At 59.3% G+C, this 14,828-nt stretch carries 14 protein-coding genes; 7 read left to right on the top strand and 7 right to left on the bottom strand.

Annotated features, from left to right (window positions below):
• Nucleotides 1–64 precede the first annotated feature (64 nt).
• Nucleotides 65–730, top strand: a complete 666-nt coding sequence (locus tag ABLU73_RS08115; RefSeq protein ID WP_214456121.1) for an HAD family hydrolase — start codon at nucleotides 65–67, stop codon at nucleotides 728–730.
• Nucleotides 731–1,323: 593 nt separating this feature from the next.
• On the opposite strand, the gene phnE (ABLU73_RS08110) is transcribed toward ABLU73_RS08115, so the two are convergent.
• The 4 genes from phnE (ABLU73_RS08110) to phnC form a co-directional block, all read right to left on the bottom strand.
• Nucleotides 1,324–2,208 carry a phosphonate ABC transporter, permease protein PhnE gene (gene phnE, locus ABLU73_RS08110; protein WP_017900973.1) on the bottom strand — a complete coding sequence of 295 codons (885 nt, stop codon included), beginning with the start codon at nucleotides 2,206–2,208 and terminating at the stop codon, nucleotides 1,324–1,326.
• Nucleotides 2,205–3,077, bottom strand: a complete 873-nt coding sequence (gene phnE / locus ABLU73_RS08105) for a phosphonate ABC transporter, permease protein PhnE (RefSeq protein ID WP_002890001.1) — start codon at nucleotides 3,075–3,077, stop codon at nucleotides 2,205–2,207. Before phnE (ABLU73_RS08105) ends, phnE (ABLU73_RS08110) begins: the two co-directional genes overlap by 4 nt.
• Nucleotides 3,078–3,143: 66 nt before the next feature.
• Entirely contained in the window at nucleotides 3,144–4,082 is a 939-nt protein-coding gene (gene phnD, locus ABLU73_RS08100; RefSeq protein WP_032426081.1) for a phosphonate ABC transporter substrate-binding protein, read from the bottom strand.
• Nucleotides 4,083–4,104: 22 nt separating this feature from the next.
• Nucleotides 4,105–4,947, bottom strand: a complete 843-nt coding sequence (gene phnC / locus ABLU73_RS08095; RefSeq protein WP_004204921.1) for a phosphonate ABC transporter ATP-binding protein — start codon at nucleotides 4,945–4,947, stop codon at nucleotides 4,105–4,107.
• Nucleotides 4,948–5,784: 837 nt separating this feature from the next.
• Here phnC and ABLU73_RS08090 point away from each other — a divergent pair.
• The 6 genes from ABLU73_RS08090 (at nucleotide 5,785) to ABLU73_RS08065 (ending at nucleotide 12,577) form a co-directional block, all read left to right on the top strand.
• Nucleotides 5,785–6,327 carry a helix-turn-helix transcriptional regulator gene (locus tag ABLU73_RS08090; protein ID WP_004144585.1) on the top strand — a complete coding sequence of 181 codons (543 nt, stop codon included), beginning with the start codon at nucleotides 5,785–5,787 and terminating at the stop codon, nucleotides 6,325–6,327.
• Between the two features lie 73 nt (nucleotides 6,328–6,400).
• Entirely contained in the window at nucleotides 6,401–6,988 is a 588-nt protein-coding gene (gene ecpA, locus ABLU73_RS08085) for a common pilus major fimbrillin subunit EcpA (RefSeq protein ID WP_004204919.1), read from the top strand.
• Nucleotides 6,989–7,045: 57 nt separating this feature from the next.
• Nucleotides 7,046–7,714, top strand: a complete 669-nt coding sequence (locus ABLU73_RS08080) for a hypothetical protein (RefSeq protein ID WP_017900976.1) — start codon at nucleotides 7,046–7,048, stop codon at nucleotides 7,712–7,714.
• 25 nt (nucleotides 7,715–7,739) lie between these two features.
• Nucleotides 7,740–10,265 (top strand): fimbrial biogenesis outer membrane usher protein, encoded by a 2,526-nt coding sequence (locus tag ABLU73_RS08075; protein ID WP_105177902.1) that lies wholly within the window; start codon nucleotides 7,740–7,742, stop codon nucleotides 10,263–10,265.
• Entirely contained in the window at nucleotides 10,255–11,898 is a 1,644-nt protein-coding gene (ecpD, locus tag ABLU73_RS08070; RefSeq protein ID WP_004204915.1) for a fimbrial adhesin EcpD, read from the top strand. Before ABLU73_RS08075 ends, ecpD begins: the two co-directional genes overlap by 11 nt.
• Entirely contained in the window at nucleotides 11,867–12,577 is a 711-nt protein-coding gene (locus tag ABLU73_RS08065; protein WP_017900978.1) for a fimbria/pilus periplasmic chaperone, read from the top strand. The genes ecpD and ABLU73_RS08065 overlap by 32 nt, the downstream gene beginning before the upstream one ends.
• 3 nt (nucleotides 12,578–12,580) lie before the next feature.
• On the opposite strand, the gene ABLU73_RS08060 is transcribed toward ABLU73_RS08065, so the two are convergent.
• The 3 genes from ABLU73_RS08060 to ABLU73_RS08050 are packed head-to-tail and all read right to left on the bottom strand — an operon-like array spanning nucleotide 12,581 to nucleotide 14,827.
• Nucleotides 12,581–13,270, bottom strand: coding sequence for an amino acid ABC transporter permease (locus tag ABLU73_RS08060; protein WP_004204913.1), 690 nt, complete (start codon nucleotides 13,268–13,270; stop codon nucleotides 12,581–12,583).
• Nucleotides 13,260–14,012, bottom strand: coding sequence for an amino acid ABC transporter permease (locus tag ABLU73_RS08055; RefSeq protein ID WP_017900980.1), 753 nt, complete (start codon nucleotides 14,010–14,012; stop codon nucleotides 13,260–13,262). The genes ABLU73_RS08060 and ABLU73_RS08055 overlap by 11 nt, the downstream gene beginning before the upstream one ends.
• A complete protein-coding gene (locus ABLU73_RS08050; RefSeq protein WP_004204909.1) occupies nucleotides 14,009–14,827 on the bottom strand; it encodes an amino acid ABC transporter ATP-binding protein in 819 nt (272 codons plus the stop codon). The genes ABLU73_RS08055 and ABLU73_RS08050 overlap by 4 nt, the downstream gene beginning before the upstream one ends.
• Nucleotide 14,828 lies beyond the last annotated feature (1 nt).

Genomic DNA, 14,828 nt, shown 5'->3' with positions numbered 1-14,828 from the left:
TTTTCCTGTCATCTTTTTTACGCATGCTCCCGGCAGCTTATTTTGACCAGTAAGGGAAAGTACCATGGGCAACACGCTGACGATTTTTGATCTCGATAACACCCTGATACAGGGCGATAGCAGTACGGTCTGGAGCCAGTTTATGGTTCGCGAAGGGCTGGCGACGCAGAAGGGGTATCTTGCCCGCGAGGCGCAGCTGATGGCGGATTATGACCGGGGAGAGATGAATATCGCCGATTATGTGGCCCTGATCCAGGCGCCGCTTGCCGGAATACCGAAATCGGACGTTGATGCGCTGGTGGCCCGCTGCGTGCGCGAGGCGATCCTGCCCCGGGTCTATCCGCAGGCGTGGGAGCTCATTCGTCGTCTGCGGGCCAAGGGGGAGCAGATGCTGATTATCTCCGCCTCGGTTAGCCTGCTGGTGCAGGCGGTGGCCGCCGCGCTGGAGATCGATCAGGCGCTGGGCATTGACGTGGCGATGGTCGACGGCGGCTACAGCGGGGTCATTGCCGGGATCCCCAGCTATCAGCAGGGGAAGGTGGCGCGTCTGGCGCAGTGGCGCGAGGCGCATCCGCAGTATGACGGCGAGGTGACGTTCTATACCGATTCCATTAACGATCTGCCGCTGTGCCTGCATGCGGATCGCGTGCGGCTGGTTAATCCCTGTCCGCAGCTGCAGGCGGCCGGTGCCGGATACGGCTGGCCGGTGCTGAGCTGGCGGCTGGAATAGCGGAGCGGATAAATGTTTCTTCGGGTTCAGTCGTTCCAGACCGGATAAGCCCTGCAGGCCGGGTAAGGCACAGCCGCCACCCGGCATAAAAGCAGCTCCGTGCCTGATGCCATCGCCCGGTGGCGCTGCGCTTGCCGGGCCTACAGACAGTCGGAGCCGGACGAGTAGGCCGGGTAAGGCGCAGCCGCCACCCGGCGGAATATCGGCGCAACCGGAAATGTCCCTGCTCGCCCTGCGTTTAGCAGGGCTACCACTCCTGGGCTTTTTCCGGGCAGATTGCGCTCCCCATATTTTTTCTGCGCTATGTCACTCATGGTGCCTGGAGCGCACAGGGGGCGGCCAGTCGCCGCCGCCCCCTGTACCCCCGGGCTCCGGCCAGCACCGGCAGTTTCAGTCGCGCAAGTGGGTAAATTAATGACTGATTGCTCGGGCCGTAGGCCGGGTAAGGCGCAGCCGCCACCCGGCATAAAAGCAGCTCCGTACCCGCTGTCATCGCCCGGTGGCGCTGCGCTTACCGGGCCTACGATGTGTCAGCCAGTGAGAGGACCCCGCAGGCCGGGTAAGGCGTAGCCGCCACCCGGCACAAAGGTGCGCTAGCGTTCGTCCTGATACAGCGGCACCACGGCGCCGCCGATATAGCGACGGCGCAGCCAGGCGGAGAGGGTGTCCATGATCATCACCACCGCCACCAGCAGCAGGGTGATAAACATCACCACATCCCAGTTCCACAGGCGCATATTCTCGGCATAGATAAGCCCAATACCGCCGGCGCCGACGAAGCCCAGCACCGCCGCGGAGCGGGTGTTGGATTCAATCTGATACAGGCTCAATGCGAGGAAGGTCGGGAACGACTGGGTAAAAATGCCAAAGCGATGCTTTTGCAGGCCGTTCGCGCCCACGGCGGTCAGTCCGCGCCCGGGGGAGCGGTCCACCGCTTCGTGTCCTTCCGCGTACAGCCGTCCCAGCAGGCCGGTGTCCTGCATGATGATCGCCAGCACCCCGGCCAGCGGCCCGAGGCCTACCGCGCGCACGAAAATCAGCCCCCAGATAGCCATGTCGATCCCGCGCAGCACATCAAACAGGCGGCGCATCAGCAGGGCGAGGGTCCCCAGCACCACGCCGCGCATGATGTTGCGGGCGGCGAAGAAGGAGAGCAGCAGCGCCAGCACCGTGGCGGTGAGCGTCCCGGCGAAGACGATAGCCAGAGTGATGCCGATTTGCGTGAAGTAATAGCCGAACGGCCAGTTCCAGAAGTCGTGCCAGACGAACATCCGCGCCAGATAGCGGCCAATCTGCTGTAGGCCGGTGGTCAGCTGTTCGCCGCTGATGCCGAACTGCAGAAAAAACCAGACGTAATAGAGCAGGCAGGCCAGCGCCACCAGTCCGACGTAGCGCAGGTAGCGCCCCTGGACCTGATAGAGCTGCTTATGCTGCCGCCGGCTGGCGGCGAGATCCGGTTGCATGTGCCAGACGCTCATTTCTTACCCTCCAGTACCCACAGGCGCAGACGACCGGACAGCATGTCCAGCGCCGACACCACCAGAATGATCAGCAGCAGGGTGATGCTCACCTGATCGTAGCGGTCGAGCTTGATGTTGGTCATCAGCTCCTGGCCGATGCCGCCCGCGCCCACCAGCCCGAGAATGGTCGACGAGCGGAAGTTGATTTCAAGCCGCATAAAGCCATAGGAGAGAAACAGCGGTTTCACCTGAGGCCACAGGGCGAAGCGAATTTTCTGCAGCGGGGATGCGCCGCAGGCCGCCAGGCCGCGTACCGGTTTGTTTTGCGCGCTTTCCACCGCCTCGTAGAACAGTTTGGTCAGGCTGCCGACGGTATGCAGCATCAGCGCCAGAAAGCCCGGAATCGCGCCGATGCCGAACGCCATCACAAAGATCACCGCCCACGCCAGCTCGGGCATGGTGCGCAAAAACGCCACCAGCACGCGAATGGCAAAGCGCACCGGCGCCGGGGACCAGGCGTTATTGGCGGCAAGAAACGCGAAAACCGTGGCAATGGCGACGGCCACCAGGGTTGAGGCCAGCGCCAGCTGCAGAGTTTCCCAGATCAGCGGCAGCTGGATCGGCAGGCGATAGCCCCACCAGGCCAGCGAGCCTTTGGTCTGCACGTCGGCGAACAGGTTGCCGGCGCTCAGGGGCGGAATGGTCTCTGCCATATAGTCAAAGAAATGGGGGAGCGAGTGCCAGATAGTCAGCAGATTAAATTCCGCGGCGCTGCCGGCGGCAAAATAGAGCGCCAGCAGCAGCAGCGACCAGCAGACGGCATCGCGCTTTTGCCGCGAGCGTACCTGCTGGTAATAGCGTTCAAATTCGGTGTGGGTCGTCTTCATGCGTCGGGGATCTTCAACGTAGCGCCGCCGCTTACCCTGGGGCAAGCAGGCGGCGTTGAGGCAGGATTAACGCGCGCTCACCAGCTCGCGTTTCATATCAATAATCTGCTGGAAGTCAGCCACGCTGCCCGGGCCGATGTGCTGAGTACCGCCCATCGCTTTGATAAAGCAGGCGTGATCCTCAGTATCCAGTTTTTTCACCGCCGCCACGACCTTCGCTTTAAAGTCCGCTGGCAGCGCATTGCTCACCAGGATCGGGCCGTTCGGGATCAGCGGCGATTGCCAGATAATGCGGATCTGCTTCATCAGATCCGGATGATCCATGCGAATCAGGCGGTTGAACGCGCCGGTGGTGTAGCCGGTGTTGTAATCGCCCACCATCGAGGCCCAGGTGACCGCGCCCGCGAACTGGCCATTCAGCACGCCGAGGATGTCCTGCTCGTGGCCACCGGAGAAGGTGACGCTGGAGAAGGTGTTGTTGTATTTGTTGTCGGCGTTACCGCCAAATTTTTCTTTAAACGCATGGTTAGGGATCAGATACCCGGAAGTGGAGTCCGGGTCGGCGAAGCCGAAGGCTTTGCCTTTTAAATCGTCCAGCGTTTTATACGGGGAGTCAGCTTTGACAATCACCACCGAGTGGTAGCCGCGAGACTGATCTTTGTCGTCCACGGCGATACCAACGATATCCACCGCTTTGGGGTTATTAAGATAAACCGAGGCGTAAGAGGAGGGAGACATGCTCAGCACCACGTCGACTTTCCCTCCCAGCAGACCCTGGATCACTCCGGAATAGTCGGAAGAGTTGCGCAGTTTGGTGTCCACGTTCAGCTCTTTATCGAGGAAGGCCTTCACGCACTGGTTATCGCCGATTTGCTGGGTGGCGTTCTGGCCGCCGAGAATGCCCAGATTCAGCTCTTTCGGCTGCGCCGCCGCTGCCTGCCATGCCATCATCATGCCCGCGACCATTGCGGATAAACGAACTGCGCCAGTCATAGATTTTTTCATTATGTTGCCCGTGTGAGTGAAATTAATGCAATTGGCTAACTTCATCGCCGTACAGCCGCTGCAGCACATCCTGCGTCAGCCGGGAGGGGTGATCGTCAAAAATAAGCTGGCCGCTGGCGACGCCGATAACCCGGGTGCAGTAGGTCTTCACCAGCTCTACCGAATGCAGGTTTACCATCACGCTGATGCCCTGCTCGCTAATCTCGCGCAGTACATCCATGATGCGCTGGGTGTTTTTCGGATCCAGCGAGGCGACAGGCTCGTCGGCCAGCAGGATGCCGGGGTTCTGCATCAGCGCCCGGCAGATCGCCACCCGCTGCATCTGCCCGCCGGAGAGGTTCTCCGCCCGCTGCAGCGCGTGCGGCAACATGTTCATCCACTCGAGCAGCGCAATGGCGCGCGCCCGGTCGGCTTCAGGAAAGATTTTAAACAGCGATTTCAGGGTTGAGGTCTGGCTGAGGCGGCCCAGCAGGACGTTGGTGAGCACATCGAGACGGGGCACCAGGCAGAAGTCCTGAAAAATCATCCCGCAGTGGCTGCGCCAGGCATTGAGCGCGCGCCCTTTCAGCCGGGAGACATCGTGCGGGGTACCGACTTCCGGGTAACTAAGAATTTCGCCGCCGCTGGCGCTGTGGGTGCCGTTAAGGACATGCAGGAGCGTCGATTTACCGGCGCCGGAGCGGCCTATGATGCCAACCATTTCGCCAGCGTGCAGATCAAAACTGATGCCGTCCAGCACCTTGTGCTGGGCTTGATAAGCTTTACTCAGATTACGCACGCTTAAGACCTTCCGCTGCCGGCCGGCATTGAGTTCGGTGAACGGCTGGAAATCAGTTTCGGCCACCGCGGCAAGAGAGCTGTTCATAAGAGTGTCCAGGTTCGTCATTAACTGGCCACTATTAATAGGTCTTTATGTGAAATTTCGATGACGGTATTGCGAACAAACCGTGAACAGGCGGGAAAGGGCGGCGGTGAGCGGTTCACCGTGCGCGGTACGCTGGCGAAGCGCCGAAAAGCGGCTATGCTTTCGGGAACGCGGAGGCTGGCGTCCCCGTGCGGCAGGAACCCATCGGCAAAACTCGTTTTATCTTGCTAATGAGGTCTGTTTAATCGAATAGATAATGCTTCTGCCTTTGTTTAGCATTCATCATTCCGCAAAATTAACATATATATAACTATTTTGTGCGACATGTTAATCTATTTATGAGTCTTATGCATTGGTGAATCATCCTGGTTATTGCTGATTTTTAGACTTATATTCTTTATTTTTGAATAAATTTGGTTTATTTGACAACTGCATTCTGCCCTTCATTAAGAATATTCCTAACATAATAGGGTGAAGATCCTGGGTAATATAAAATTCTGCTAAGAATTGAGGGTTATATTGCTAATAACCTTATGAAAATAAATACCTTTTTCTTTCGCTCAAAAATGAGATATTTTCAGTTTTTGTAAATATTGACCTGGGCGCGAAATTCATTGCCTTCCCGCATGTTGACACTCCATAGGAAAAAACTTAAATTCAACGCCAAGCAGAAAATAATTATAGTTTAACCCCGCTTATTCAATATTGATAAGTAATGCGTGTCTTATTTAATGGCGATTTACTAAAGGAATCGAATACGCCAGTAAACTTTATAGGCCTGGCAAGCAGTGACGTTTTAAAAATGATTACTTCAAGGACTATGAGGTTAAAAACTATATGGAATATAAAAGCTGTTCCGATAAGTATATTTGGTCTGCCGATGACTCCTACTTCTATAAAGGATTGTCCGAACTGATTGTAGATATCGACGAATTAATTTATCTGTCGCTAGAGAAAATCAGAAAAGATTTCGTGTTTATCAATCTCAATACGGCTTCGTTAAACGAGTTTATCAGGCGCGACAGCGAATGGCTATCCGCGGTAAAGGGGAAACAGGTCGTATTAATTGCGGCCAGGAAGTCAGAAGCCTTAGCGAATTACTGGTATTACAATAGCGATATTCGCGGCGTGGTATATGTTGGCCTGAGTCGCGATATTCGAAAAGAGCTGGCCTATGTGATTAATGGCAGGTTTCTCCGTAAAGATATTAAGAAAGATAAAATTACAGACCGGGAAATGAAAATTATCCGCATGACCGCCCAGGGCATGCAGCCGAAATCGATCGCCAGAATTGAAAATTGTAGCGTGAAGACAGTATATACCCATCGGCGCAATGCCGAGGCCAAGCTGTATTCCAAAATATACAAATTAGTTCAGTAACACCCAGGCAAGTTAATTTTTGAATGGTTCACCGGGACATCATGTCCTTAATTCAACTCAGGAAGAAAAAGCGATGAAAAAAAAGGTTCTGGCAATAGCTCTGGTAACGGCGTTTACCGGTATGGGCGTGGCGCAGGCTGCTGACGTAACGGCTCAGGCTGTAGCGACCTGGTCTGCGACCGCCAAAAAAGACACCACCAGCAAGCTGGTGGTCACCCCGCTCGGCAGCCTGGCGTTCCAGTATGCCGAAGGCGTGAAAGGTTTTAACTCGCAGAAAGGTCTGTTTGACGTGGCGATTGAGGGTGACGCAACGGCGACCGCCTTTAAGCTGACCTCGCGTCTTATCACCAACACCTTAACCCAGCTGGATACCTCCGGCTCCACGCTGAGCGTGGGCGTGGATTATAACGGCGCAGCGGTGGAAAAAACCGGTGATACCGTGATGATCGATACCGCCAACAACGTTCTGGGCGGCAACCTCAGCGCGCTGGCTAACGGCTACAACGCCAGCGGCCGTACCACCGCGCAGGATGGTTTCACCTTCTCGATCATCAGCGGCACCACCGATGGCACCACCGCCGTGACCGATTACAGCACCCTGCCGGAAGGGATCTGGAGCGGCGACGTCAGCGTACAGTTCGACGCCACCTGGACCAGCTGATCCTTGTGATGCGCCAGCAGGGGGGCTCCCCCTGCTTTTTTCACGGACGGAATTGTTATGAAAAAGCACCTTCTGGCCCTCGGGCTGCTGCTTGCCGGAGTATCGCCGGCGCAGGCGCTGGATGTCGGCGATATCTCATCGTTTATGAACAGCGGCAGCAGCACGCTGAGCAAAACGATCAAGAACAGCACCGACAGCGGCCGCCTGATCAATATCCATCTCGAACGGCTCTCTTCCCCACTGGACGACGGACAGGTTATCCCGATGGATAAACCGGATGAGGTGCTGCTCACTCCCGCCAGCCTGCTGCTACCCGCCCAGGCCAGCGATGTGATCCGCTTCTTCTACAAAGGCCCGGCGGATAACAAAGAGCGCTACTACCGCATTGTCTGGTTCGACCAGGCGCTCAGCGATGCCCAGCGCGATAACGCCACCCGCAGCGCGGTGGCCACCGCTTCCGCTCGCATCGGCACCATCCTGGTGGTGGCGCCCCGGCAGGTGAACTACCGCTTTCAGTATGCCAACGGCTCCCTGACCAACACCGGGAATGCGACGCTGCGGATCCTCGCCTACGGCCCCTGCCTGAAGGCCGCCGACGGTAAGGAGTGCAAAGAGAACTACTACCTGATGCCGGGTAAATCACGCCGTTTTACGCGCGTGGACACGGCGGATAAAAAAGGACGGGTTGCGCTTTGGCAGGGTGAGCAGTTTGTTCCCGTGAAATAGACAGCTGTGCAGATGGATAACGACGATGCCTCTACAACGGATTTCCCCAGGACTGAAAACGCGGCTTGCCTTCGGCATGTTTTTTTTGTTCGTTCAGCCCGACGCCAGTGCGGCGGCCCCAGGCGCGCAGCAGATTGGCGGGGTGATTATTCCGCAGGCCTTCAGCCAGGCGCTGCAGGACGGCATGAGCGTTCCTCTTTATATTCATCTTGCCGGCAGCCAGGACACCCGGGACGATCAGCGGATCGGCAGCGCCTTTATCTGGCTGGATGGCGGCCAGCTGCGCGTTCGGCAGATCCGGCTGGAGGACAATGAGGGTAACGCCAGCGTCAGCGAACAGACCCGACAGCAGCTGATCGGCCTCGCCAACGCCCCGTTCAGCGAGGCGCTCACCATTACTCTGACCGAGAGCGCGCAGCTGGATCTCAGCCTGCGCCAGCTGCTGCTGCAGCTGGTGGTCAAGCGCGAGGCGCTGGGCACTGTGCTGCGCTCGCGCAGCGAAGACATCGGCCAGTCGAGCGTCAACGCCCTGAGCAGCAACCTGAGCTATAACCTCGGCGTCTATAACAACCAGATGCGCAACGGCGGAAGCAACACCTCCAGCTACCTGTCGCTGAACAACGTCACGGCGCTGCGTGAGCATCACGTGGTGCTCGACGGCTCGCTGTACGGCATCGGCAGTGGTCAGCAGGACAGTGAATTATATAAAGCCATGTATGAACGCGATTTCGCCGGCCACCGCTTTGCCGGCGGGATGCTTGACACCTGGAACCTGCAGTCTCTGGGACCGATGACCGCTATTTCGGCGGGCAAGATTTACGGCCTTTCCTGGGGGAACCAGGCCAGCTCCACCGTCTTCGACAACAGCCAGTCCGCCACGCCGGTGATTGCCTTTTTACCGGCGGCGGGCGAGGTGCATCTCACCCGCGACGGCCGGTTGCTGAGCGTCCAGAACTTCGCCATGGGCAACCATGAAGTGGATACCCGCGGCCTGCCGTACGGTATTTACGACGTGGAAGTGGAGGTGATCGTCAACGGGCGGGTGGTCAGCAAACGCACCCAGCGGGTCAATAAGCTGTTCAGCCGGGGACGCGGCGCCGGCGCGCCGCTGGCGTGGCAGGTATGGGGCGGCAGTTTTCATATGGATCGCTGGTCGGAGAGCGGAAAAAAGACCCGGCCAGCGAAAGAGAGCTGGCTGGCGGGCCTCTCGGCCTCCGGGTCGCTCAGCACCCTGAGCTGGGCGGCAACGGGCTATGGCTACGACAACCAGGCGGTGGGAGAAACTCGCCTGACGCTGCCGCTGGGCGAGGCGATCAACGTTAACCTGCAAAACATGCTGGCCAGCGACAGCTCGTGGAGCAGCGTCGGCAGCATCAGCGCCACGTTGCCGGGGGGCTTTAGTTCAGTGTGGGTCAACCAGGAGAGAACCCGCATTGGCGATCAATTGCGGCGCAGCGATGCCGATAACCGGGCGATCGGCGGCACCCTCAACCTGAACGCGCTGTGGTCGAAGCTGGGAACGTTCAGCGTGAGCTACAACGATGATCGCCGCTACAACAGCCATTACTACACCGCGGATTACTATCAGACGGTCTACAGCGGCGCCTTTGGCTCGCTCGGCCTGCGGGCGGGGATCCAGCGCTATAACAATGGCGACAGCAGCGCCAACACCGGGAAATATATCGCCCTCGATCTGTCGCTGCCGCTGGGCAACTGGTTCAGCGCCGGGATGACCCATCAGAACGGCTACACCATGGCTAACCTCTCAGCGCGTAAACAGTTTGATGAAGGTACCATTCGCACCATCGGCGCCAATCTGTCGCGGGCCATCTCCGGCGATACCGGGGATGACAAAACCCTCAGCGGCGGGGCGTATGCCCAGTTCGACGCCCGCTACGCCAGCGGCACGCTGAACGTCAACAGCGCAGCGGACGGCTACGTCAACACCAACCTCACCGCCAGCGGCAGCGTCGGCTGGCAGGGCAAAAATATCGCCGCCAGCGGACGAACCGACGGCAACGCCGGGGTGATCTTCAACACCGGGCTGGAGGACGATGGTCAAATCAGCGCCAGGGTCAACGGGCGGATCTTCCCGCTCAGCGGTAAGCGTAACTATCTGCCGCTCTCCCCTTATGGCCGCTATGAGGTGGAGCTGCAGAACAGCAAAAACTCGCTCGACAGTTACGACATCGTCAGCGGGCGCAAGAGTCATCTGACTCTCTATCCCGGCAACGTGGCGGTGATTGAGCCAGAGGTGAAGCAGATGGTCACCGTCTCCGGTCGTATTCGGGCGGAAGACGGCACGCTGCTGGCGAATGCGCGGATTAACAACCATATCGGCCGTACCCGCACCGATGAAAACGGCGAGTTTGTTATGGATGTGGATAAGAAATACCCCACGATCGATTTCAGCTACGGCGGCAATAAAACCTGCGAAGTGGCGCTGGAGCTCAGCCAGGCGCGCGGCGCCGTGTGGGTGGGGGATGTGGTTTGCAGCGGCCTCTCGTCGTGGGCGGCGGTGCAGCAGACAGGAGAAGAGAATGAAAGTTAACCCATTAATCGCCCTGGCGATCCTCGCGCTGCTCTGGCCGGCGGCTGCGCTCAGGGCGGCGGTGACCAAGACCACCTGGTCGGATGCGCCGGCGCGCGAGTTTGTGTTTGTGGAAAACAACTCCGACGACAACTTTTTCGTCACTCCCGGCGGGGCGCTGGATCCGCGCATGACCGGCGCCAACCGCTGGACCGGCTTAAAATACACCGGCTCCGGCACCATCTATCAGCAGAGTCTCGGCTATATCGATAACGGCTACAACACCGGGCTCAATGCCAACTGGAAGTTTGATATGTGGCTGGAAAACTCGCCGGTTTCGCACCCCTTAACCGGCCTGCGCTGCATCAACTGGTACGCCGGGTGCGATATGGCCACCAGCCTGATCCTGCCGCAGACCACTGACGCCAGCGGGTTCTATGGCGCGACGGTGACCAGCGGCGGCGCGAAGTGGATGCACGGTATGATGTCGGACGCGTTTTATCAGTATCTGCAACAGATGCCGGTCGGCGGCAGCTTCACGATGACCATCAATGCCTGCCAGACCTCGGTGAACTACGACGCCAGCAGCGGCGCGCGCTGTAAGGATCAGGCCTCCGGCAACTGGTATGTGCGCAACGTCACCCACACCAAAGCCGCGAACCTGAGGTTGATAAACACCCACTCGCTGGCGGAGGTGTTTATCAACAGCGATGGCGTGCCAACCCTTGGGGAAGGGAACGCCGACTGCCGGACGCAGACCATCGGCAGCCGTTCAGGATTAAGCTGTAAGATGGTCAATTATACCTTGCAGACCAATGGGTTAAGCAATACGTCGATCCATATTTTCCCGGCGATCGCCAACTCGTCGCTGGCCTCGGCCGTCGGGGCGTATGATATGCAGTTCAGCCTCAACGGCAGCTCATGGAAGCCGGTGAGCAATACCGCCTATTACTACACCTTCAACGAGATGAAGAGCTCAGATGCGATCTATGTGTTCTTCTCCAGCAACTTCTTTAAGCAGATGGTGAATCTCGGGATCAGCGATATCAATACCAAGGATCTGTTCAACTTTCGCTTCCAGAACACCACCTCGCCGGAGTCAGGCTGGTATGAGTTTTCCACCTCCAATACGCTGATTATCAAGCCCCGTGATTTCAGCATCAGCATTATCTCTGACGAATATACCTCGGCGCCGTCGCGGGAGGGGTATGTCGGCAGCGGTGAACCGGCGCTCGATTTCGGCTACATCGTCACCACCAGCGGTAAAACGGCTGCCGACGAAGTGCTGATCAAAGTGACCGGACCGGCGCAGGTGATTGGTGGGCGCTCCTACTGTCTCTTCAGCTCCGATGACGGTACGGCGAAAGTGCCGTTCCCGGCGACGCTCTCTTTTATCACCCGCAGCGGCGCGACCCAGACCTACGACGCCGGGTGCGATGACAGCTGGCGGGATATGACCGATGCGCTGTGGCTGACCACGCCGTGGACCGATATCTCCGGCGAAGTGGGGCAGATGGATAAGACCACGGTGAAATTTTCGATTCCGATGGATAACGCCATTTCGCTGCGGACGGTAGACGATAACGGCTGGTTTGGCGAAGTCAGCGCTTCAGGAGAGATTCATGTCCAGGCGACGTGGCGCAACATTAACTAAGGCCCTGCTGACGCTGAGCTGCCTGCTGGCGGCGCCGCTGGCGCAGGCGATCTCGGTCGGCAATCTGACCTTTTCCCTGCCGGCTGAAGCGGATTTCGCCAGCAAACGGGTGGTCAATAACAATAAAAGCGCGCGGCTGTACCGGATCACTGTCAGCGCCATCGACCGCCCTGGCGGCAGCGAAGTGCGCTCCCGGCCGGTGGATGGCGAACTGCTGTTCGCCCCCCGCCAGCTGGCGCTGCAGGCCGGGGAGAGCGAATATTTCAAATTTTATTATCATGGGCCGCGGGATAACCGCGAGCGCTACTATCGGGTCTCGTTTCGTGAAATTCCCACCCGTAACCTGACGAGGCGCAGCCCGACCGGCGGCGAAGTCAGCATGGAGCCAGTGGTGGTGATGGATACCATCCTGGTGGTGCGCCCGCGGCAGGTACAGTTTAAATGGTCTTTCGATAAGGCGGCCGGGACGGTGAGCAACACCGGCAATACCTGGTTTAAGCTGCTGATTAAACCCGGGTGCGATTCGACCGAAGAGGAGGGCGACGCGTGGTATCTGCGTCCCGGGGACGTGGTTCGCCAGCCGGCATTGCGCCAGCCGGGGAACCACTATCTGGTCTATAACGACAAATTTATTAAGATCAGCGATACCTGTCCGCTGAAGCCCCGCCCCGCGGAGTGAGCCTTATCCGGCGGTCGCGCGGCGGGTAAAGCGCCGGCTGGCCAGCAGGCTCAGACCGCAGCACAGCAGGTAGTACACCGCGCCGGTGAAGACGAAGATCGCCAGGGGATAGATTTGCACCCGGTTGTTGACCTGGCCGGCCACGGTGGTCAGCTCCGGGACGTTGACGATAAACGCCAGCGAAGTGTCCTTCAGCAGGCCGATAAAGATCCCCACCAGCGACGGCTGAACGTTGCGCAGCGCCTGCGGGAGCAGCACCAGGCGCAGCGTTTGCCAGGGGGCGAACCCCTGGGTCAGCGCCGCCTCATACTGTCCTTTCGGCAGCGACTGCAGCCCGGCCAGCACCGAATGCATCACCGAGGCGGCGGTAAACCACGCCAGCGCCAGGGTCACGGTCACCGCGCCGGGCAGATCGCCGCCGGTCAGCATCGGCAGCAGATACCACAGCCAGAAGATGACAAATATCAGCGGGATGCCGCGGATAATTTCCGCCCACAGGAACAGCAGACGTCGCGTCAGCCCGCCGTAGCGCCAGGCCAGCCCCGCCAGCGCAATGCCTCCCGGCAGCGCCAGCAGGGTGGCGCCGATGGCCATCAGCAGGGTCAGGGCCACGCCGCCGGGCTGGCCCTCCGCCAGCCGGCCCCACAGCAGGTAATCAAGGTTATCGGCGATCACCGCCAGATTAGCGTTCATGTTGGGCGCTCCGTTGCAGTTTTCTTCCCGGGCCGAGACGCGTTAGCGCCACGCCCATCGCCACCCCCAGCGCCAGATACAGCGCGGTGCCGACGGCAAACGCCTCCAGGGCGTGCGCGTTATAGCTCTCAATCTGCCGCACCTGATAAGTCAGTTCCGCAAAGCCGATGCCGCTGGCCAGCGATGAGAGTTTCATCAGGTTGAGATACTGGCCGACAATCGGCTGCCAGGCGTTGGCCAGTCCCTGCGGCAGGAGGATAAAGCGCAGCTCCTGCCATGGGGTAAAGCCCTGCGACAGCGCGGCTTCCCGCTGCCCGTGGCTGACGGCGCGCAGTCCGGAGGCGATCTCTTCCACCAGAAAGGCGGAGGTAAAGACCCCCAGCCCCCACATCGAGCAGAGGAACTCCGGCGTCAGCCACCAGACGTTGCCCGGCAGAATGGACCAGGCGTGCTCGTCGTTTACCACGTCCTTCACCGCCAGCGGCAGCAGGTTCCAGGCGGCAAAGTACCAGAACAGCAGCTGGACCAGCAGCGGAGTATTGCGAAACAGCGAGACCCACGCGGCCACCAGCCCGCGCCCCACGCGGCCGCCGCCGAGACGCAGGGCCAGCAGCAGGACCGCCAGCGCAGTGGCGAGCAGGATCCCGGCGACGCTGACCCAGACGGTGGTGAGAAAACCAGAGATAATCCATTGCAACGGCTGTCCGCTCAGGACGCCGTGCCAGTCAAGCATCGGCGTCACTCGAGGCTCTCCTGGTGCAGCGGATCCAGCACCTTCTGCAGAAAACGCCGCGCGCGGGCATGCTGCGGATGGGCGAAAAACTCAGCCGGCGGGGCGACCTCGAGAATGTCGCCGCCGTCGATAAACACCACCCGGTCGGCAATTTCGCGGGCAAACTGCATCTCGTGGGTCACCACCAGCATGGTGATCCCACTGTGGGCGAGGTTTTTCATCACCTGCAGCACTTCGCCGATCATCTCCGGGTCGAGGGCCGAGGTGGGCTCGTCGAACAGGATAATCTGCGGCGAGGAGGCCAGAGCGCGGGCGATGGCCACCCGCTGCTGCTGGCCGCCGGAGAGCTGCGCCGGCATCTGCTGCGCTTTCTCCTCCAGCCCGACCTGGCGCAGCAGCGCAAGCGCTCGCTCCTGAGCCGCGCTTTTTCCCCAGCCGTGGACGCGCTCCAGCGCCAGCGTGATGTTCTCCTGCGCCGTCAGGTGGGCGTAAAGGTTGAACTGCTGGAAGACAAAGCCGACGCGGCTACGCAGCTGGCGCAAGGCGCTGCCGCTCAGCCGGCTGGTGGGTTTACCGTCGATCAGGATCTCGCCGCCGCTTAAGGATTCGAGCTGGTTGATCAAGCGGATCAGCGTCGATTTTCCCGATCCGGAAGGACCGAGGATCGCCACCACTTCGCCGGGCTCGACCTGCAGGTTGATAGCGTTAAGCACCTGATGATCGCCGTAGCGCTTGGCTACCTCACGAAACGTTATGCTGGCGCGCTGCAGACGTGAAAAATCCGCGGCCGGGGCCGCGGAGTGGGAGAATAAACCCGAGAACATA

This window comes from Klebsiella sp. GG_Kp175 (assembly GCF_040062325.1).
Lineage (GTDB): Bacteria > Pseudomonadota > Gammaproteobacteria > Enterobacterales > Enterobacteriaceae > Klebsiella > Klebsiella quasipneumoniae.
This window is presented reverse-complemented; position numbering and strand designations above follow the sequence as displayed.